Below are 20,027 nucleotides of genomic sequence, written 5' to 3'. Positions count from 1 at the left end.
CGAACGATCCCCGCAGACCACTCTCAGTCGGCAACAGGGGGATCGCTCGGCAACAACGGGATCGCTCGGCAACGAAGGGATCGCTCGGCAACAAGGGGATCGCTCGGCAACAAGGGGATCGCTCGGCAACAAGGGGATCGCTCGGCAACAACGGGATCGCTCGGCGCGCAGGCGCCGACCCGAGGAAGGCGCGTCAGGCCCGGTGCAGGGTGCGGGCCGCCTCGGCGATGGAGCCCGTGAGCGAGGGGTAGATGGTGAAGACGTTGGCGAGCTGGTCGACGGTCAGCCGCTCGGTGACGGCGATGGTGATGGGGTAGACCAGCTCCGCCGCGCGCGGGGCGACGACGACGCCGCCGAGCACCGTGCCGGTCGACCGGTCGGAGAACAGCTTGATGAACCCCTCCTTGATGCCGAGCATCTTCGCGCGCGGGTTGCGCGACAGGGGCAGGCGGGTGACGTCGCCGTCCACCTCGCCGTCCTCGATCTGCTTCTGCGTCACGCCGATGGTGGCGATCTCGGGCGCGGTGAAGATGTTCGCCGCGACGACGCCGAGGTCGAGCGGGGAGACGGCGTCACCGAGGGCGTGCCACATCGCGATCCGGCCCTGCATCGCTGCCACCGACGCCAGCGGCAGGACCCCGGTGCAGTCGCCGGCGGCGTAGACGCGCAGCGCCCGGGTGCGCGAGACACGGTCGACCTGGACGTGCCCGGACGGGCTCAGCTCGACCCCCGCCTCCTCGAGCCCCATGCCTGCGGTCGCCGGCACGCCGCCCACCGCGACCAGGCAGTGCGACCCCTCGACCACCCGGCCGTCGGTGAGCTCGACCGCGACGCCGTCACCCGTGCGGGTGACCCCCGCCGCCCGCGAGCGCGAGAGCACGGTCATGCCGCGGCGCCGGAAGACGGCCTCGATGAGCTCGGCGGCGTTCTCGTCCTCGCCCGGCAGCACCCGCTCCCGGCTCGAGACCAGGGTGACCTGTGCCCCGAGCGCGTTGTAGGCACCGGCGAACTCCGCCCCGGTCACGCCCGAGCCGATGACCACCAGGTGCTCGGGGATCTCGGTGAGGTTGTACATCTGCGCCCAGGTGAGGATCCGCTCGCCGTCGGGCTGGGCGGTCGGCAGGATCCGGGGGGTGGCGCCGGTGGCGACGAGGACGATCTCCGCCTCGTCCCGCAGCTCCTCGCCCTCGCTGGTCGTGATGAGGACGTCCCGGGTGCCCGCGGGGCTGAGGCCGGGCGCGATCCGGCCGGTCCCGAGGGTGATCTGCACACCCTCGCGCTCGAGGCGGCCGCGGATGTCGCGGGACTGCTTCTGGGCGAGCCTGACCACGCGCCGGTCGACGACGTCCATGTCGGCCCGTAGCGCGCCTCCGGCGCCGTCGTCCTCGGCGCCGATGCCCAGCTCGCCCGCCTGCTCGGTGACGGTCATCCACTCGGCGGTGGCGATGAGGGTCTTGGAGGGGACGACGTCGGTCAGGACGGCGGACCCGCCCATCCCCTGCCGCTCGACCACGTGCACGCGCGCGCCGAGCTGGGTGGCGACGAGGGCGGCCTCGTACCCGCCCGGTCCGCCGCCGATGATGACGACGCGCGAGCCCTGGCGCACCGGGGAGGCCCCCGCGTGGTGCTCGGCGGCCGGAGCGGCGTGCTCGGCCTGGTCGGGCGGCGGGACGGGTCCGGGTGCGGTGCTCACCCGAGGCATTGTGCCCCCGCCCCACCCCGGGGCGCCCCCGGGGAGGCTCGGGACGGCGTGGGAGAGGCCCGGGGAGCCCACGGGAAGGCCCGGGGCGCCTCGGGTTCGCGATAACGTCTGGCCCATGAGCGTGCCCGTGCCCGACCTCGACGACCCCCGTACCGATCCGCAGGACGTGGCCCGTGCGGCCGCCGCGCACCTGGCCGAGGTCACCGGCGTCGAGCGCCACGACGTCGCGCTCGTGCTGGGCTCGGGCTGGGGCGGCGCCGCCGACCTGCTCGGCGACGTCGTCGCGGAGGTGCCGGCTGACGAGGTGCCCGGCTTCACCGCCTCCGCGGTCGTCGGCCACGCCGGCACGCTCTCCTCCGTCCGGGTCGCCGGCACGGACCGGCACGCGCTCGTCCTGGGCGCGCGGACCCACTACTACGAGGGCCGGGGCGTGCGGCGGGTCGCGCACGGCGTCCGCGTCGCCGCGGCCGCGGGCGCGCGGACCCTCGTCCTGACCAACGGCTGCGGAGGGCTGGAACCGGAGTGGGCGCCGGGGACACCGGTCCTCATCAGCGACCACATCAACCTCACGGGCACCTCGCCGCTGGAGGGCGCGACCTTCGTCGACCTCACCGACCTGTACTCGGCGCGCCTGCGGGCCCTCGCCCGGTCGGTGGACCCCGAGCTCCCCGAGGGCGTCTACGTCCAGTTCCGCGGCCCCCACTACGAGACGCCGGCCGAGGTCCAGATGGCCCGCCGGCTGGGCGGCCACCTCGTGGGGATGTCGACGGCGCTCGAGGCCATCGCCGCCCGGCACGTGGGGCTGGAGGTGCTCGGGATCTCCCTGGTGACCAACCCCGCCGCCGGGATCTCCCCCACGCCCCTGTCCCACACCGAGGTCCTCGAGGCCGGCCGGGCCGCGGGTCCGCGGATCTCCCGCCTGCTGGCCGAGATCGTCCGCGCCATCTGAGCAGCCGCGCGGGGCGTGCCCGCGCCCACGAGAGGAGCACCACCGTGAACGTCACCCCCGAGCAGGTCCGAGCGTGGGTCGAGGCCGACCCGGACCCGGCGACCCGCCGCGAGCTCACGGACCTGCTGGAGCGAGCCACGGGGGGCTCGGACGAGGCAGCCGCCGACCTGGACGACCGGTTCTCCGGACCGCTGGAGTTCGGCACGGCGGGGCTGCGCGGTGAGATCGGCGCCGGTCCGCACCGGATGAACCGCGCGGTCGTCATCCGCGCGGCGGCAGGGCTGAGCGCCTACCTGGCCGAGCAGGTCGGCGCCGGCTTCCGGGTGGTCGTGGGATACGACGCCCGCCACGGCTCGGCCGAGTTCGCCGTCGACACCGCGGCGGTGGTCACCGCCGCCGGCGGCACCGCCCTGCTCCTGCCCGGGCCCTTGCCCACGCCGGTGCTCGCGTTCGCGGTGCGCCACCTCGGCACCGACGCCGGGGTCATGGTCACCGCCTCCCACAACCCGCCTCGCGACAACGGGTACAAGGTCTACCTCGGGGGCCGCGCCGCCACCGGCGCCGGGCAGGGCGTCCAGATCGTCCCGCCCGCCGACGGCGAGATCGCCGCCCGCATCGCCGCGGCGCCGCCCGCCCTGGACGTGCCCCGGGCCGAGAGCGGGTGGGAGGTGCTCGGCCCGCAGGTCCACGAGGCCTACCTCGCCCGGGCCGCCTCGCTCGTCCCCGCCGGGCACACCCGCGGCCTGCGGATCGTCCTGACGTCGATGCACGGGGTCGGCTCGCGCACCACCCTCGAGGCGCTCGCCCGCGCCGGGTTCACCGACGTCCACCCCGTGCCCGAGCAGGCCGAGCCCGACCCGGACTTCCCCACCGTCGCCTTCCCCAACCCCGAGGAGCCCGGCGCCCTCGACCTCGCCGTCGCCCTGGCCCGGCGGGTCGAGGCCGACGTCGTCCTGGCCACCGACCCCGACGCCGACCGGTGCACGATGGCGGTGCCCGACGACTCCGTCGCGGGCGGGTGGCGCCAGCTCACCGGTGACGAGATCGGCTCCCTCCTCGGCGAGCAGAGCGCGGCGGTCGCCGCGCTGGGCGGCCACGGCGTGCTCGCCAGCTCCGTGGTCTCCTCCCGCCAGCTGGCCCGCATCGCGGCCGCGCACGGCCTCGAGCACCGCACGACCCTGACGGGGTTCAAGTGGATCGCCCGCACGGAGGGCCTGGTGTTCGGCTACGAGGAGGCGATCGGCTTCTGCGTGGACCCTGCTGCCGTGCGCGACAAGGACGGCATCACCGCCGCCGTGCGGCTGGCCTACCTCGTGGCCCAGCTGCGCGACCACGGCGGGGACGTCCCGGGAGCGCTGGACGACCTGGCGCGCCGGCACGGGCTGCACCTGAGCGACCAGCTCTCCTTCCGCGTGGCCGACCTCGGCCTCATCGCCGGCGCCATGGCGAGGCTTCGGGCCGCCGCCCCCGCCACGCTGGCGGGCTCGCCGGTCACGACCACCACCGACCTGGCGCAGGGCTCGCCCGAGCTGCCCGCGACGGACGCGCTCGTCTACCTCACGGCCGCCGGCGACCGGGTGATCGTGCGACCGTCCGGCACGGAGCCGAAGCTCAAGTGCTACCTCGAGGTCGTGAGCGAGGTGCGCGCCGGGACCGACGTCGCTCGCGCCCGCCGGGACGCCCGCGAGCGGATGGCGCTCCTGCGGGCCGACGTGGCGGCCGCGGTCGGCCTCTGACGGTCCAGCGGGCGCCCCGCCCGAGGGCCGCACCGAGGCGACGGGAGGCCGGCTCTCAGCGGGCCGCCGGCGTCCCCGGGGGTCAGTCCAGGAGGTACTCGACGGCGCGGGCCGCGCTCCACCCGGCCGGCTCGGCCGCGACCAGTGCGGCCGCCCCGTCGAGGTCCGTGCCCAGGGTCACCAGGGAGTCCTCCTCGTAGCCGTCGCGGCGGGTCTGTCCGAGGCCGACGTCGGCGAGGAGGGCGTTGCACAGGCACTTGCGCCCGACCGTGTCCTCCACCGACCCGCCCTTGCCGACGTAGATGTCCACCGGCTCGGCCGGGCAGCGGTAGCCCAGGACGCCGGGCTCGCGCTCGTAGGGCACCCGCAGGTGGCTCACGTCGCACAGCCGCGGCCGGGCCTCGTAGACCTGCGGCTGGGAGAGCGTGCCGGGCAGCGAGACGACCTTGAACGGGAAGCTCGTGGGCGAGGCGTGCGGGTCGGTCCGCACCTCGAGCCGGTCCTCGGCGAGGGCCGTGAGCATCTGTTCACGGAGTACGGGCCGCAGCCCGGACTCGGCGGAGAGCGCGAAGATCGAGCCGACCTGGACCCCCGCGGCGCCGGCCGCCCGGGCCTTGGCGACGAGCTCGGGTGAGCTGTAGCCCCCGGCGAGCCAGAACGGCAGGCCGACGGCGGCGATCCTGGCCAGGTCCGCCTCGTCGCGGGGCCCGAAGACGGGCTGGCCGTCGTCGTCGAGCACCAGCCGGCCCCGCGGCGGGGCGTTGTGGCCGCCCGCACGCGGTCCCTCGACGACGAAGCCGTCGGGTCGCGTCGCGTCCTCGCGCGCCAGATGCGTGGCGAGGACGTGCGCGGAGATGATCGCCAGAAAACGCGGTCGCCGCAGCGGTGCCAGGCCGCCCCCGGTCAGCGCCTGCGGGTCCAGGCCGACGGAGTACCTCCGGCCGGCGCCCTCGACGTGCAGGGCGATCGACGCAGGCTCGTGCCGCGCCAGGGCGTCGAGCAGGCGCGGGATCTCGGTGGGGATCCCGGCCCCCATGAGGACGTAGTCCACACCGGCGAGCATCGCCCCGTACGCGGCGCTCGGCGTGGCCATCTGGATCTTCTCGAGGAAGTTGATGCCGACGACGCCGTCGTGGCCCTCCTTCGCGAGCCACACCTCGGCGAAGTTGGCCACCACCGACAGCTCGAGGGCGGTCGTCGTCGGTCGGGCACTGACCTTCGGCACAGGGACGTAGGGCCGTCCCGGAGCGCGGCCGCCCGGCCGGTAGTGCCTGGCGAGGACCCGCTCGGCGACGGCCGGCACCGGGAAGTGCGCCAGGGCCCGGCGCACGTGGCCGCCGTCGTCGCCGTCCTGCAGCCGGCGGGCGACCACGACGTCGAGGGCGGTGCCCGAGACCACGCCCAGCTGGCCGGTGAGCGAGACCGCCCGGGCCAGCCGCCACGAGGACACCGCCACCCCCATGCCGCCCTGGATGATCGTGGGCAGGGTGGGGCCCGGCCCACGCGGAGCAGCGCCGTCGTCCGGTTGCACGAGCATGGGGGACTCTCCGAAACCTACGGCACCGTAACTTCTGACCCGGCCAGTGTGCGGGGAGGGAGGTCACCCACCCCCGGGACCTTGGTCCGGTCGGACGCGTCGGTGCTGGTCACACCGGTGGTGACGTCGGAGCGGTGGCGTCGCCCTCGACGGGAGGCGGGCAAGGGCCTCGGCGCAGCCGCGGTGGGCGTCGACGAGGAGAGAAGGCACGCCTCCGGACGCGCGCCGTGGCCGACGCGGTGCCACAGTGTCCTCATGAACGAGACGGTACGAGGCACCGCCGCCCAGGCCGGTGACCACCCGATGCTCGAGACCGGGGCACGCCTGGGGTACGCGGCGAGCGGCCTCATCCATCTCCTGGTGGCCTGGCTGGCGCTCCAGATCGCCTGGGGCGGCTCCAGCGGCTCCTCCGACCAGACCGGTGCCATGACGCAGCTCGCCAAGAGCCCGGTCGGCTCGGCACTGCTGTGGGTCGTCGTCGCCGGCTTCGTCCTGCTCGCCCTCTGGCAGGTCGCCGAGGCGGTGGCCCGCGGCGACACCGGGTCGCGCGTCAAGAGCGCCGGCAAGGCCGTCCTCTACCTGGCCCTGGCCTGGACCGGCGTGTCGGTGCTGCGGGGGACGTCCTCGTCGGGCGCCGGCCAGACCGAGAGCTTCACCGCCTCCCTGATGGCCCAGCCCTTCGGCCGGGTGCTCGTGGCCGTGGTCGGGATCGGGGTGCTCGCCGTCGGGGCGTACCACGTGGTCAAGGGCTGGAAGGCGAAGTTCCTCCGAGACCTCCGCGAGAACCCCGGGACGTGGCTGGTCCGTGCCGGCCGCGTGGGGTACGTCGCCAAGGGGGTCGCCCTGGGCATCGTCGGCGCGCTCTTCGTCGCCGCCGCGGTCACGGCCGACCCGGATCGGGCCGCGGGGCTCGACGGCGCGCTGCGGTCGCTCCAGGGCGTGCCGTTCGGTCAGGCGCTGCTCACCGCGGTCGCGCTCGGCCTGGCGGCGTACGGCGTCTACTCCTTCGGCCGGGCCCGGTACGCGCGGGTCTGACGCCTTCGCCCGTCCTCCTCGCGGCGCAGGTAGTGCCAGCCCAGGAGCGCGCAGACGATCCCGTTGAGCATGCCGACGACGACGTCGGTCGGGCTGTGCATGCCGCGGTACAGCCGGGCCGTCGCCACGAGGAACGGGACGAGGATGCAGACCGCCGTCGCCACCCGGCGCAGCACGGGGCGCCGGATGCGCTGGGCCAGCATCGCCATGGTGAGGTAGAAGGCCGTCGAGGCACCGGTGTGACCGCTGGGGAAGCTCGACGTCGGCGGGGCCTCGTCGAGGTGGTCGACGTCGGGTCTCTCCCGGCCGACGACGGCCGCTGCCGTGACGAACACTGCGGCCTGCAGCGCGACCGCGATCCCGGGCACGACGGCGAACCACCACTGCCGGGTGCGCCACCACAGCGTGGCCATCGCCACGAGGCAGGCGCTGACGATGAACAGGGTCGCGCCGATGTTGGACAGCACGGAGGTGACGGCGTCCAGCGAGGGGGTGCGCCCGGCCGCGAGGGCCTCGTTGACCGCCTCCTCCTCGGGCAGCGAGTCCAACGGTCCGACGATCAGGAGCCCCGTCCCGACGACGAGGCCCCACAGCGGCACGGCCGGCGCGAGGGCGCGGCGACCGAGGTCCGCCAGGGCCCGCCCGGGGGTCGGCCGGCTCGGGTCGTCCTCCCAGCGGCGCAGAGATCCCATCGTCAGGTCCCTTCGGGCAGGTCCGCGGGGTGCGCGGGGTTCCACCCGAGGTAGCCGAGCAGGGAGCCCCCGGCCGTCGCGCCACCGAGGAGGATCCCGGCCACGACGTCGGAGGGGTAGTGCGCACCCAGCATGACCCGGTCGACCCCGGTGATCACCACGACGGCGCTCACGCCGGCGAGGACGCCGACGCGGCCCCCCCGGCCGAGCAGCGGCCACAGCAGGGCGGTCACCACGAACCCGGCGACGGCGGTGTTCATGGCGTGACCGGACGGGAAGCTGAACCCGGGCGCGTGCACGACGGAGTCCGCCACGACCGGTCGGGCCCGCTGGACGGCCTCCTTGACCACGAGGTTCAGTCCCCACGCCACCATGAGCGTGACGAACGCCCACGTCGCCCCGGGTGCGCAGACCGTGCCGGCGCCACACCCAGAGGCACAGCACCGTCACCGCGAGGTTCACCCAGCGCGCCTGCAGGGCGAGCTGCCAGGCGAGCAGCACGGAGTGGAGGGCGGGCTCTGCGCGCGTCAGCGCAGTGCCGGCGGCCACGGAGGTGTGGTCGAGGTCCACGACCGGGCTCGCCTGCGCGCGGACGAGGTAGGCGAGCACGGCCACGGGGATCGTCAGGCCCACCGCGAACGCCACCGCGCGCAGCAGCCTGCGGGTGCGGGATCGAGGCAGGACCACGGACGAATGCTAGGACCGGGCGGGGGCCCGCGCCCGCCCGCGCGCGGGCCGGCGCCCGCCCGGGCGGGCCGGCGGCGGGCGCGGGGTTCCCGCCGCGGTCCGGGACTCTCGCCCCCGGCGGCGGTGGTGGAGCCCCTCAGACGCCCATCGCGTGCACGCCGCCGTCGACGTGGACGATCTCGCCGGTGGTCGCCGGGAACCAGTCGGAGAGCAGGGCCGCGACGGCGCGGGCCGTCGGCTCGGCGTCGGCGACGTCCCAGCCCAGCGGGGCGCGCGCGTCCCAGCCGCCCTCGAGGGTCTCGAAGCCGGGGATCGAGGTCGCGGCCTTGGTGCGCACGGGCCCGGCGGAGACCAGGTTGACCCGGATGCCGTCCGGGCCGAGGTCCCGGGCGAGGTAGCGGGCGGTGGACTCCAGGGCCGCCTTCGCCACCCCCATCCAGTCGTAGACGGGCCAGGCGACGGTCGCGTCGAGGGTCAGCCCGACGATCGAGGAGCCCCGGCCGAGCATCGGCTGCGCGGCGGCGGCCAGCGCCTTGAGCGAGAAGGCCGAGACCTGGAGCGCCGTCGCCACGTCCGGCCACTGCGCCGCGAGGAAGTTGCCGCCGAGCACCGACTGCGGCGCGAAGCCGATGGAGTGCACGACGCCGTCCAGGTGGTCGGTGTGCTCCCCCACCCTCGCTGCGAGCGCTGCGAGGTCGTCGTCGGAGGTGACGTCGAGCTCGACCACGGGGGCGGCGGCCGGCAGCCGCCGGGCGATCGCCTGGGTGAGCCGGAGCTGGCGTCCGAAGGACGTCAGGACGACCTCGGCGCCCTGCTCCTGCGCGAGCCGCGCCACGTGGAAGGCGATCGAGCCCTCCGTGAGCACTCCGGTGACGAGCAGGGTCTTGCCGTCCAGCAGGGCCAAGGCAGTTCCGTCCTGTCGGCGCCGAGCCGTCGGCTCGTCGTGGTTCGTGGTGGTCGGGGAGCCCGGCGGGCTCAGTCGGAGAGTCCGTCCAGGACGGCGCCGGTCCCGGACAGGCCCAGGCGGGTCGCCCCCGCGGCGATCATCTCCAGGGCCGCCTCGGTGGTGCGGATGCCGCCGGAGGCCTTGACGCCGAGGCGTCCGCCCACCGTGCGGGCCATGAGCGCCACCGCGTGCGCGCTGGCCCCGCCGGCGGGGTGGAACCCGGTGGAGGTCTTGACGAAGTCGGCGCCGGCGGCCTCCGCCGCCTCGCACACCGCGACGACCTGGTCGTCGGTCAGCGCCGCGGACTCGATGATGACCTTGAGGACGACCGGGGCGGGCGCGGCGGCACGGACGGCGGCGATCTCGCCGCGCACGTCGTCGTAGCGTCCGGTCGTGGCCAGGGCCAGGTTGACGACCATGTCGATCTCGTCGGCGCCGTCGGCGACGGACCGGGCGGCCTCCGCGGCCTTGACGTCGGCGTGGTGGGCGCCGGAGGGGAAGCCGCACACGGTCGCGACCTTGACCTCCCCGGTGCCGGTGAGCGGGAGCATGCTGGGCGAGACGCACACCGAGTAGGCCCCGAGCTCGCGGGCCTGCGCCACGAGCGCGGCGACGTCCTGCTCCGTGGCCTCCGGCTTGAGCAGGGTGTGGTCGACCATGCGGGCGACCTCGGTGCGGGTGGGGCTCATCGTCTCTCCTTCGGTGCGGGCGCGGGCCCGGTGCTGGCCGGGCCGCCCTCGGCGGGCGGCCCGGCGGACCAGCCTAACGGCCCGGTCAGTACTCCGCGGGCTCCGCGGCGTCGCTCTCCTCGTCCTCGGGCACGGGCACCTCGATGAGCTGCTCCGCCACGTCGGCGGGCTCCGCCTCCCGGGTGGGCTCGTCGACCTCGACCTCCGGGGCGTACTCCTCCGGGGCGCGGGCCGGGTCGGTGTCGACGACGTGCTCCTGGCCGTCGATGTCCGGGTCGTGCTCGACGTCGTCGGCGCGCTCGGTGCTCATGACTCCTCCTCGGCTCGGTGGGACCCTGCACGTCCACCCTGGCCCGCGGGGTCGGCGGACGCAAGGTCGGCGGACCCCGCCGCCACGGCGCCGTCGGTGGTCGGGAGCAGCACCCAGGCGACGTGCGTCCAGCCGCCGAGGGCACGCGATCGCTCGGTGCGGCCGAGGAGCTCGGCGACGAGCAGGCGGTAGACGCGGGCGCTGGAGGGCTCGTACAGGTGCAGGACGGGGCGGCCGTGCTCGTCGTACCCGCGGCCGGGGCCGGGCGGGGGCGGGACGGCGAGGACGACGTGGCGCGGCACCGCGGTCGCCGGCCCGGCGCCCAGGTCTCCCCCGGTGTACAGCGGGACGGGGATCCCGGCCACGGTCGCGGCGTGCGCACGGGCGAGCAGCGCGGCCGCCTGCGCCGAGGTGTCGTCCAGGGGACGGCTGTGGTACCGCACCCCGGGGAAGCGGGCCTCGCGCGCGGCCGTCCACGGCGGTGTGCCGTAGGAGGCGGGCCAGGACAGCTTGCCGACCGCCCGGGCCGAGGTCCGCTCCTTGATCCGCGTCTGGGCGGCCCCGATCCGGCGCGCCGCGGCACCCGGGCCCAGCGGCCCGGTGAGCAGCGTGGGCGGGATCTCCGGCGGCACCCGGTGCGGGGCGATCCCGTGCGGCAGCCGGCCGTCCTCGAGCCAGGCCGCCAGGGCCGGGTCACCGGTGGCGGCGAGCATGAGCAGGACGGCGGAGCCGCAGGTCGTCGGGTCGACCTGCCGTACGGGCGCGCCGCCCAGGGTGACGGGTACGCCGTCGCGCGCCGCCACCGGGTCGACCGGCGAGGGGGCGGACCCGCGACCGGTCGGGGCCGTCAGGCCGGCAGCGCCGACGGGCATGGCCCCGTCGACGGGCATGGCCCCGCCGACGGGCGTGGCGGCGCCGGGGTCGCCCACGTCGCCTGAGTCCGCGTCGCCGATCGCCGTCAGCCGCGCCAGGACCGAGCCGAGGGAGAGCCGTCGCCAGCGGGCCGGCATCAGCCGGCCACCCGCCCCAGGACGATGCCGTGCGGGCGCGGGGACTCCTGGGCGGAGACGGTGACGCCGCCCTCGAGCGCCTCCTGCGCGCGGGCGAAGCGCTCGGGGGTGTCGGTGTGCAGCGTCATGAGCGGCTGCCCGGCGCGGACCCGGTCACCCGGCTTGGCGTGCAGCTCGATGCCGGCGCCGGCCTGGACCGGGTCCTCCTTGCGGGCGCGTCCGGCGCCGAGGCGCCACGAGGCGACGCCGACGGTGTAAGCGTCGAGCACGGTGACCACGCCGTCGCGGTCGGCGAGGACCTGCTCGGTGTGCCGGGCCACGGGCAGGGCTGCGTCGGGGTCGCCGTCCTGCGCGGCGATCATGCGGCGCCACACGTCCATCGCCCGGCCGTCGGCCAGGGCCGCGGCGGGGTCGGCGTCGCGGCGCCCGGCGGCGTCGAGCATCTCCCGGGCCAGGGCGACGGTGAGCTCGACGACGTCGGCGGGGCCCCCGCCGGCGAGCACCTCCACCGACTCGCGGACCTCCAGCGCGTTGCCGACCGTGAGCCCGAGCGGGGTGGACATGTCGGTGAGCAGGGCGACGGTGCGGACCCCGGCGTCGGTGCCGAGCTCGACCATGGTCTGGGCGAGCTCACCGGCACGGTGGCGGTCCTTCATGAACGCCCCGGTGCCGACCTTGACGTCCAGGACCAGCGAGCCGGTCCCCTCGGCGATCTTCTTGCTCATGATCGACGAGGCGATCAGCGGGATCGACTCGACGGTGGCGGTGGTGTCGCGCAGGGCGTAGAGCTTCTTGTCGGCCGGCGCCAGGCCGGAGCCCGCGGCGCAGATGACGGCGCCGACATCGCCGAGCTGGGCGAGGATCTCCTCGTTGCTCAGGCTCGCGCGCCAGCCGGGGATCGCCTCGAGCTTGTCCAGGGTGCCGCCGGTGTGGCCGAGGCCGCGCCCGGACAGCTGCGGCACCGCGACGCCGAAGACGGCCACGAGCGGAGCCAGCGGCAGCGTGATCTTGTCCCCCACCCCGCCGGTGGAGTGCTTGTCCGCGGTGGGTCGGTCGAGGCCGGAGAAGTCCATCCGCTCCCCCGAGCGGATCATCGCCTCGGTCCAGCGGGAGATCTCGGCGCGCTCCATGCCGTTGAGGAAGATCGCCATGGCCAGGGCGCTCATCTGCTCGTCGGCCACGACCCCACGGGTGTAGGCGTCGATGACCCAGTCGATCTGGGCCGGGCTGAGGCGGGCGCCGTCACGCTTGGCGCGGATGACGTCGACGGCGTCGAAGGCTTCGGTCATGGGTCTCTCCTTCGTCGGGCGCCGGCGGGTGGGGCGGGCGCCGGCGGGTGGGGCGGGCGCCGCCGGGTGGGCGGCGTCCTCGCTCATGGTGTGCGCAGGTCCTCGGGCCCGAAGGCCTCGGGCAGCACCTCGGACATCGGCCGGATCCCGCCGGGCAGCTCGACGAGGAGGTCGGGGCCGCCGTGCTCCCACAGCAGCTGGCGGCACCGCCCGCACGGCGCGAGGGGCCGGCCCTGCCCCCCGACACACGTGAAGGCCACCAGTCTCCCCCCGCCGGTGCGCACGAGGTCGGAGACGAGCCCGCACTCGGCGCACAGGGTCACCCCGTAGCCGGCGTTCTCGACGTTGCAGCCCGAGACGGTCCGGCCGTCGTCGACAAGCGCCGCGGCGCCCACCGGGAACCCGGAGTACGGCGCGTACGCGCGGTCCATGGCCTCGCGCGCCAGCTCACGCAGCGACTCCCAGGTTCCCTCGTCCACGCCCATGCCCGCCCCGCTCACTTGATGTAGGGGATGTTCTCGGCGGCCGGGGCGCGCACGCGTCCCACGAGGCCCGCGACGGCGAAGATCGTCACCGCGTAGGGCAGCATGAGGAGGAACTCCGACGGCACGTTGGAGCCGATGGTGGACAGGACGTTCCCCAGGTTCTTGGAGAAGCCGAAGAGCAGCGCGGCGGCCACCGCACCGACCGGGTTCCAGCGGCCGAGGATCATCGCGGCGAGGGCGATGAAGCCCTGGCCGGCGGACATCTCCTTGCCGAAGGCCAGGCCCGAGCCGACCGTGAAGAAGGCCCCGCCGAGCCCGGCGATCGCGCCACCGAGGATCGTGTTGAGCACGCGCGTGCGGTTGACCTTGATCCCGACGGTGTCGGCCGCCTTGGGGTGCTCGCCCACCGAGCGCATCCGCAGGCCCCACCGGCTGCGGAAGATGAAGACCTGGAGGACGATGACCGCCGCGTACATGAGGTAGACCAGCAGGGTCTGGCGGAAGAGCACCGGCCCGATCACCGGGATCTCGCTGAGCAGCGGGACGGGCAGGGTGGGCAGGCGCTGCGCGGCGTTCCAGGTGGCCTTGTTCTCGGTGAGCACCGTGGAGAACAGGAAGCTCGTCAGGCCGATGACGAGGACGTTGAGGACCACACCCACGATGATCTGGTCGACCCAGTACCTCACTGCGAAGAACGCCAGGATCGCCCCGACGGCGGCGCCCGCCAGCGGCGCGGCGACCAGGCCGAGGTAGGCGCTGGAGGTGAGGGAGGCGACGACGGCCCCGAGGAAGGCGCCGGCGAGGAGCTGACCCTCGATGGCGATGTTGACGATGCCCGAGCGCTCGCACACCACCCCGGAGAGGGCACCGAAGACCAGCGGGACCGACAGCGCCAGCGCCCCGGAGAGCAGGGTGGTGACAGGGATGACCGTCGCCCGTCCCGCGCCCACCCAGGTGAGGAACGCCAGGACGAACGCGATCCCGAAGACGATCGGCACCCAGGTGGGGATCCGGTGCCGCCCGACCGTCGCCCGGACCACGTAGGCGGTCAGCGCGAGCATGACGACGGACAGAACGAGGTTCGTCGCCGTGAGCGGGACCGTGAAGTTGGGGATCGTCCACAGGTCTCCCCCGCGGGAGATCTGGTAGTTGGTCTCCCGGCCACCCTCGGGCAGCAGGGTGAAGAAGACCAGGGCGACCAGGGCGAGGACGCCGTAGATCAGCGGCCAGCGCCAGCTGATGGGGGCCAGGACGGTGCGCTGCTGCGCGCCGGCCGGCGCGGTGGCGACGGCGGTCATGCTGCGGCCTCCTTGACGGCCGCCGGGGCGGGCCGGCGGCGGGGGCGGGCGCCCGGGGCGGGCAGGCGGAAGATCGCGCGCACCAGCGGCGGGGCCGCGATGAGCAGGACGATGACGGACTGGACGACGAGGATGATGTCGATCGGCGTCGCGGTGGTCGACTGCATGAGGAAGCCGCCGGCCTTGAGCGCCCCGAACAGCAGCCCGGCGACGAAGGTCCCCACCGGGCGGGAGCGGCCCAGCAGCGCCACGGTGATGGCGTCGAAGCCGTAGCTCGCCGCCACCCCGGCGGTCAGCGCCTTCTCCGTGCCGAGCACGATCGAGGAGCCGGCGAGGCCGGCGAGGACACCGGAGATGACCATCGTGGTGACGATGACGCGGTTGACCGAGATGCCCGCGGTCCGGGCCGCGGACGGGTTGGCCCCCGCGGCGCGGATCTCGAAGCCGAGCGTGGAGCGCTCGAGGAGCCACCAGACGAAGGCGGTCGCCGCGATCGCCAGCAGGAAGCCGGCGTGGAGGCGGAACGAGGGACCCAGCAGCAGCGGGAAGGTCGCCGAGTCCGTGGGGATGGGCGGGGACTTCGGGAAGGGCGAGCCGGGCAGCTGGAACGCCGTGGTGGTGAGCAGGTACGCGACGAGGTAGATCGCGATGTTGTTGAGCATGATCGTCACGATGACCTCGTTGGCCCCGGTCCGGGCCTTGAGGACGCCGGCGATCGCCGCCCACAGCCCGCCGCCGAGGGCGGCGCCGACGACGGCGAGGGTCACGTGGAGCACGGGGGGCAGGTCGAAGGTGAAGCCGATGAACGAGCCGAAGATGGCGCCGAGGATGATCTGGCCCTGGGCACCGATGTTGAACAGGCCGGCCCGGAAGCCCACCGCCAGGCCGAGCCCGGCGAGGATGAGCGGGATCGAGAAGACGAGCGTCTCGGTGATGGGCCGGAACATCCGGGCCGCCGTGGTGGCCTCGAAGTCGAAGATCGCCCCTCGGAACATGGCGCGGTAGGCGCCGTAGACGGCGTCCCACGCCGCGCCGACGAAGTCGCCGGGACGGGCGAAGAGGTAGCCGGCGGTCTCCTGGACGCGCGGGTCGGCCAGGGCGATCAGCACCCCGCCGATGACGAGGGCGGCGACGACGGCCAGGAGCGAGACGAGCCAGGACCCCGAGAGCAGGTCCTTGACGAAGCTCTGCGTGCGGGTCCCCCCGGCGGCCGGCGCCCCCTCGGGCGCCGGCTTCTGCTCACCCTCGGCGACGACGTCGCCCGGCTGCGCGGGCTGCTGGGGGTGGTCGTGAACCGGGTCGCTCACAGCGTTCCCTCCTGGGTGGTGGCGGCGTCGGCCCCGCCCGTGGTCGTGTGGTGCTCGGCCGCCTGGGCCCGGGCCTCCTCGAGCGGGACCCCGGCCATCATCAGGCCCAGGACGTCCCGGTCGGTGTCGCCGTCGACGATGCCGACGACCCGGCCGCGGTACATCACGGCGATCCGGTCCGCCAGGGCGAGGACCTCGTCGAGCTCGGTGGAGACGATGATCACCGGGGTGCCGTTGTCGCGCTCGGTGACGATGCGCTTGTGCATGAACTCGATGGAGCCGACGTCCAGCCCGCGGGTGGGCTGGGAGGCGACGAGCAGCCGCAGGGGCCGGGACATCTCGCGGGCGATGACGACCTTCTGCTGGTTGCCGCCGGACAGCGTCGAGATGGGGTCGTCGACGGAGGTCAGCCGGATGTCGAACTCCTGGGAGCGCTGCTCCGCGCTGCTGCGCACCCGTGCGGGGTTCATCGCCAGGCCCTTCGCGAAGGGCTCGGTGTCGTAGAGGTCGAGGACGAGGTTCTCGGCGACGGAGAAGCTGGCGATGATGCCGTCGGTGGAGCGGTCCTCGGGGACGAAGCCGATACCCGCGCGCAGACGCTCCTTGACGCCGTCGCCGGCGAGGTCCTGCCCGTCGAGGCTGATGGTCCCGGCGACCGAGGGGGTCAGGCCGAGGATGGTCTCGGTGAGCTCGGTCTGGCCGTTCCCCTGCACGCCGGCGACGGCGAGGATCTCGCCCCGGCGCACCCCGAAGGAGATGTCGTCGACCGCGGGCTTGCCCGCCGCGTCGAGCACGGTGAGGCCCTCGACGACGAAGGACTCCTCGCCGGGCGCGGCCACGGCCTTGTCGACGCCGAGGTTGACCGAGCGGCCGACCATCATCGACGCCAGCTCGGTCTCGGTGGAGGTGGGGCTCGCCTCGCCGACGACCTTGCCGCGACGGATGACGGTGATGCGGTCCGCGACGGCGCGGACCTCGCGGAGCTTGTGGGTGATGAAGACGATCGAGGTGCCGTTCTCCTTGAGCTGGCGCATGATCGCGATGAGCTCGTCGGTCTCCTGCGGGGTGAGCACGGCGGTGGGCTCGTCGAGGATGAGGACCTTGGCGTCGCGCGAGAGCGCCTTGATGATCTCCACGCGCTGCTGGGCGCCGACGGGGAGGTCCTCGATCGTCGCGTCGGGGTCGACGTCGAACCCGAAGCGGTCGGAGATCTCCTTGACGCGGCGGCGCGCCTCGGCGGCGTTGATGAGGCCGGCGGCACCGGTGGGCTCGTACCCGAGCACGACGGACTCGGCGACCGTGAAGACCGGGACGAGCATGAAGTGCTGGTGGACCATGCCGATGCCCGCGGCGACGGCGTCACCCGGGCCGGCGAAGGTCACGGGGGCGTCGTCGAGGAGGATCTGGCCGTCGTCCGGGGTGTACAGGCCGTAGAGCACGTTCATGAGCGTGCTCTTGCCGGCGCCGTTCTCGCCGAGGAGGGCGTGGATCTCCCCGGGCTGGACCACGAGGTCGATGTGGTCGTTGGCCACGAGGGGGCCGAAGACCTTGGTGATGCCGCGGAGCTCAAGCTTCACGTCGGAGGACTCCATCCGTCACGGTGCGCGGGAGGGGACGCGCGGTGGGGGGGTGCGGCCGGGAGGGACACGCTACCCGCTGGTGACGACTGACGGCCCGGCCCCCGAGGGCCGGGCCGTCAGTCGTCCATCAGGTCACGGGGCGTTGGGCGTCTCCACCGTGAGCTCGCCGGAGATGATCTGCTCCTGCAGGGCCGTCACGGCGTCCTTGAGCTCCTGCGGGACCTCGGCGTCGAAGTCGTGGAACGGGGCCAGGCCCACGCCCTCGTTCTCCAGGGTGCCGACGTAGGGCTCGGCCGAGAAGCCGCCGGTCGAGGACTGCTCGACCGTGTCGTAGACGGCCTGACCGATCTGCTTGACGACCGAGGTCAGGGTGATGGCGCCGTACTCGGTCGACTCGTACCAGTCGGAGTCCACACCGATGATCTTCACGCCGTCCGCCGCCTCGGCGGCCGCGGCGGCACCCAGGCCGACCGGGCCGGCGACGGGCATGATGATGTCCGCGCCCTGGGCGATGAACTGCTCGGTGAGGGTCTGGCCGGCGGCCTGGTTCTCGAAGTCGCCGGAGAAGGAGCCGGTCTGGCCCTCCTTGTCCCAGCCGAGGAGCTGGACGTCGGTGCCGTTGTCCTCGTTGTACTTCGCGACGCCGTCGGCGAAGCCGTCCATGAAGATCGCGACGGACGGGATCTGCATGCCGCCGAAGGTGGCGACGGTGCCGGTCTCGGTGACGCCGGCCGCGACGTAGCCGGCGAGGTAGGACGCCTCGGCGGTGTTGAAGAGGATCGGCTTGGCGTTCTCGAGCTCGACGGGGGCGAAGTCCGGGCCGGAGAAGGCGGAGTCGATGAGCGCGAAGTTCGCGTCGGGGTTCGCCTCGGCGGCCGCCTGGACCGGGTCCTCGAGGAGGAAGCCGACACCGATGGTGAGGTCGCAGCCCTGCTGGACCATGGAGTCGACGTTCGGGCCGTAGTCGCTGTCGGACTGCGACTCGGCGTCGGCCATCTCGATGCCGAGCTCCTCGACGGCCATCTCCATGCCCTCGAAGGCGGACTGGTTGAAGGACTGGTCGTCCCAGCCACCCTGGTCGGAGACCAGGCAGGCGAGGTAGTCCTCGGCGGCGGCGCCCTCGGTGGCCTCGGCGGTCTCGGTGGTCTCCTCGCCGCCCGTGGTCTCGGACCCGGCGGGGGTCTCCTCCTCGGGGGCAGCGCCGCAGGCGGCGAGCGCCAGGGCGGCCGTGGTGGCCAGCGCCGTCGCGTAGATGCTCTTCTTCACGCGTCTTCTCCTGCTGTGAGATGCCGCGGACCTGCTGGGCGGGTGCCGCTGGAGGGTCGGCGTGCCCAGCCAGATCCGTTCTCGGCGGGTATCGCCCACGAGACTAGCCGTCGGGAAGGGGTGTCCCACGCCACATCGTGAGATGTGCCGCGAAACGTTACCGATCTGTGCTCCGCCGGTCACTCCGGGGACACAGACCCCGCGCCGTGCCGGGCCGGGCGGGCTCAGAGCGGCCCGTGCACCCGCGCCGGGACCCCCTCCGGCTCGTCCACGGCGGTGGCGCCGGCGAGGACCGCCGCACGGGCGAGGACCCGGGCGCCGAGCCCGAGCGCACGTTCGTCGAAGACGATGTCGCCCCGGTGGAGGTCGAAGGACGGTCCGCCCGGCGTGCGGGTGCCGAGCCGCACGAGCGCGCCGGGGATCCGGGTGAGGTACCAGGCGAAGTCCTCCCCGCCCAGGGACTGCTCGGCGAGCACCACGGCGTCCGCGCCGAGGATGTCCTTGACGGCCGCGTCGACGGTGCGCACCGCCCGCTCCTCGTTCACCACGGGCGGGATGCCGCGCACGTAGTTGACGTCGACCTCGACGCCGTAGGGTCCCAGGATCTGCGGGATCGCGTCCTGGATGACCTTGGCGGCCCGCTGCCACGCCCGGCCGTCGAGGCAGCGCAGCGTCCCGGTGATCGTGCCGCTGGCCGGAATGGCGTTGGACGCCCGGCCGGCGTGGACGGCGCCCCACGTGAGGTTGACCCCCGCCCGCGGGTCCATCCGCCGGCCGAGCACCGCCGGCAGGGAGGTGATGAGCTCGCCGAGCGCGAAGACGACGTCGCCGGTCAGGTGCGGGCGGGAGGTGTGCCCGCCCTCGGCCTGGACGGTGACGGTGACGGTGTCCGACGCGGCGGTGATGGGTCCGATCCGCGAGCCGACGAAGCCGACGTCGAGCTTGGGGTCGCAGTGCAGGGCGTAGATCTGCTCCACCCCGTCGAGCACGCCCTCCCCCATGGACCGTTCGGCGCCGCCGGGCTGGACCTCCTCCGCCGGCTGGAAGATGCACCGCACCCCCACCGGAAGCTCGCCGGCGTCGTCGAGCGCCTTGAGGGTCAGCGCCGCACCGAGGAGGGCGACGGTGTGGAGGTCGTGGCCGCAGGCATGCGCGAAGCCGTCCTTCTCCGACGCGAAGGGCAGGCCGGAGGTCTCCTGCAGCGGCAGGGCGTCGAGGTCGGCCCGCAGGGCGATGCGGCGCCGGCCCCGCCCCCGCGGGTCCGCCCCGATGTTGACCATGAGGCCGGTGCCCTCGAACAGGCGCGGGGCCAGCCCGGCGGCGCGGAGGCGCTCAGCCACCAGCGCGGTCGTCTCGTGCTCCATCCACGCCGGCTCGGGGTGGGCGTGGATGCGGCGGCGCAGCGCGACGAGCTCGTCCTCGAGCCCGGCCACGACGGCGGTGATGCGTCGGGCGGTCTCGGAGCGGGCGGTCGCGGTCTGCACGCTCAGACCCTATCGCCGCGTCGGC

At 74.4% G+C, this 20,027-nt stretch carries 18 protein-coding genes; 3 read left to right on the top strand and 15 right to left on the bottom strand.

Translation table 11 applies throughout. The features are described from left to right. Positions 1–193: 193 nt before the first annotated feature. Positions 194–1,702 (bottom strand): NAD(P)H-quinone dehydrogenase, encoded by a 1,509-nt coding sequence (locus AAEM63_RS04175; RefSeq protein ID WP_341360397.1) that lies wholly within the window; start codon positions 1,700–1,702, stop codon positions 194–196. Between the two features lie 115 nt (positions 1,703–1,817). On the opposite strand from AAEM63_RS04175, the gene AAEM63_RS04170 reads away from it, so the two are divergent. Beyond that, on the top strand, positions 1,818–2,651 hold the full coding sequence (locus AAEM63_RS04170; protein ID WP_341360396.1) for a purine-nucleoside phosphorylase: 834 nt from the start codon (positions 1,818–1,820) through the stop codon (positions 2,649–2,651). A gap of 44 nt (positions 2,652–2,695) precedes the next feature. After that, entirely contained in the window at positions 2,696–4,387 is a 1,692-nt protein-coding gene (locus AAEM63_RS04165; protein WP_341360395.1) for a phospho-sugar mutase, read from the top strand. A gap of 82 nt (positions 4,388–4,469) precedes the next feature. Here the strand turns inward: AAEM63_RS04165 and AAEM63_RS04160 are convergent, their stop codons facing one another. Continuing rightward, the gene (locus AAEM63_RS04160) at positions 4,470–5,924 is read right to left on the bottom strand and encodes a nitronate monooxygenase (RefSeq protein WP_341360394.1); all 1,455 of its coding nucleotides are present in this window, start codon (positions 5,922–5,924) and stop codon (positions 4,470–4,472) included. A gap of 255 nt (positions 5,925–6,179) precedes the next feature. On the opposite strand from AAEM63_RS04160, the gene AAEM63_RS04155 reads away from it, so the two are divergent. Beyond that, positions 6,180–6,959 (top strand): DUF1206 domain-containing protein, encoded by a 780-nt coding sequence (locus AAEM63_RS04155; protein WP_341360393.1) that lies wholly within the window; start codon positions 6,180–6,182, stop codon positions 6,957–6,959. Here the strand turns inward: AAEM63_RS04155 and AAEM63_RS04150 are convergent. The 13 genes from AAEM63_RS04150 to AAEM63_RS04090 all read right to left on the bottom strand — a co-directional run bounded on the left by AAEM63_RS04150 (position 6,923) and on the right by AAEM63_RS04090 (position 20,002). Further along, positions 6,923–7,651, bottom strand: coding sequence for a phosphatase PAP2 family protein (locus tag AAEM63_RS04150; RefSeq protein ID WP_341360392.1), 729 nt, complete (start codon positions 7,649–7,651; stop codon positions 6,923–6,925). The genes AAEM63_RS04155 and AAEM63_RS04150 overlap by 37 nt on opposite strands. Positions 7,652–7,653: 2 nt before the next feature. After that, the gene (locus AAEM63_RS04145) at positions 7,654–8,022 is read right to left on the bottom strand and encodes a phosphatase PAP2 family protein (RefSeq protein ID WP_341360391.1); all 369 of its coding nucleotides are present in this window, start codon (positions 8,020–8,022) and stop codon (positions 7,654–7,656) included. Between the two features lie 452 nt (positions 8,023–8,474). Further along, positions 8,475–9,242, bottom strand: a complete 768-nt coding sequence (gene fabI / locus AAEM63_RS04140; RefSeq protein ID WP_341360390.1) for an enoyl-ACP reductase FabI — start codon at positions 9,240–9,242, stop codon at positions 8,475–8,477. A gap of 71 nt (positions 9,243–9,313) precedes the next feature. Next, positions 9,314–9,973, bottom strand: a complete 660-nt coding sequence (gene deoC, locus AAEM63_RS04135; RefSeq protein ID WP_341360389.1) for a deoxyribose-phosphate aldolase — start codon at positions 9,971–9,973, stop codon at positions 9,314–9,316. Between the two features lie 85 nt (positions 9,974–10,058). Next, positions 10,059–10,283, bottom strand: a complete 225-nt coding sequence (locus tag AAEM63_RS04130; RefSeq protein ID WP_341360388.1) for a hypothetical protein — start codon at positions 10,281–10,283, stop codon at positions 10,059–10,061. Beyond that, complete coding sequence (locus AAEM63_RS04125) at positions 10,280–11,293, bottom strand: hypothetical protein (RefSeq protein WP_341360387.1); 1,014 nt, start codon at positions 11,291–11,293, stop codon at positions 10,280–10,282. The genes AAEM63_RS04130 and AAEM63_RS04125 overlap by 4 nt, the downstream gene beginning before the upstream one ends. Then, a complete protein-coding gene (locus AAEM63_RS04120) occupies positions 11,293–12,582 on the bottom strand; it encodes a thymidine phosphorylase (RefSeq protein ID WP_341360386.1) in 1,290 nt (429 codons plus the stop codon). Before AAEM63_RS04120 ends, AAEM63_RS04125 begins: the two co-directional genes overlap by 1 nt. Positions 12,583–12,665: 83 nt before the next feature. After that, entirely contained in the window at positions 12,666–13,067 is a 402-nt protein-coding gene (locus AAEM63_RS04115; protein ID WP_341361301.1) for a cytidine deaminase, read from the bottom strand. Positions 13,068–13,078: 11 nt separating this feature from the next. Continuing rightward, complete coding sequence (locus AAEM63_RS04110; protein ID WP_341360385.1) at positions 13,079–14,365, bottom strand: ABC transporter permease; 1,287 nt, start codon at positions 14,363–14,365, stop codon at positions 13,079–13,081. After that, positions 14,362–15,537, bottom strand: coding sequence for an ABC transporter permease (locus AAEM63_RS04105; RefSeq protein ID WP_341361300.1), 1,176 nt, complete (start codon positions 15,535–15,537; stop codon positions 14,362–14,364). The genes AAEM63_RS04110 and AAEM63_RS04105 overlap by 4 nt, the downstream gene beginning before the upstream one ends. 131 nt (positions 15,538–15,668) lie before the next feature. Then, positions 15,669–17,249 (bottom strand): ABC transporter ATP-binding protein, encoded by a 1,581-nt coding sequence (locus AAEM63_RS04100; protein ID WP_341360384.1) that lies wholly within the window; start codon positions 17,247–17,249, stop codon positions 15,669–15,671. A 135-nt stretch (positions 17,250–17,384) separates the two neighbouring features. Beyond that, positions 17,385–18,518, bottom strand: coding sequence for a BMP family ABC transporter substrate-binding protein (locus AAEM63_RS04095; RefSeq protein WP_341360383.1), 1,134 nt, complete (start codon positions 18,516–18,518; stop codon positions 17,385–17,387). A 224-nt stretch (positions 18,519–18,742) separates the two neighbouring features. After that, positions 18,743–20,002 carry an amidohydrolase gene (locus tag AAEM63_RS04090; RefSeq protein ID WP_341360382.1) on the bottom strand — a complete coding sequence of 420 codons (1,260 nt, stop codon included), beginning with the start codon at positions 20,000–20,002 and terminating at the stop codon, positions 18,743–18,745. Positions 20,003–20,027 lie beyond the last annotated feature (25 nt).

It is taken from the genome of Georgenia sp. M64, from assembly GCF_038049925.1.
Lineage (GTDB): Bacteria > Actinomycetota > Actinomycetes > Actinomycetales > Actinomycetaceae > Georgenia.
Note: the sequence above shows the minus strand (reverse complement) of the source record. Positions and strands in the feature narration are given on the sequence as shown.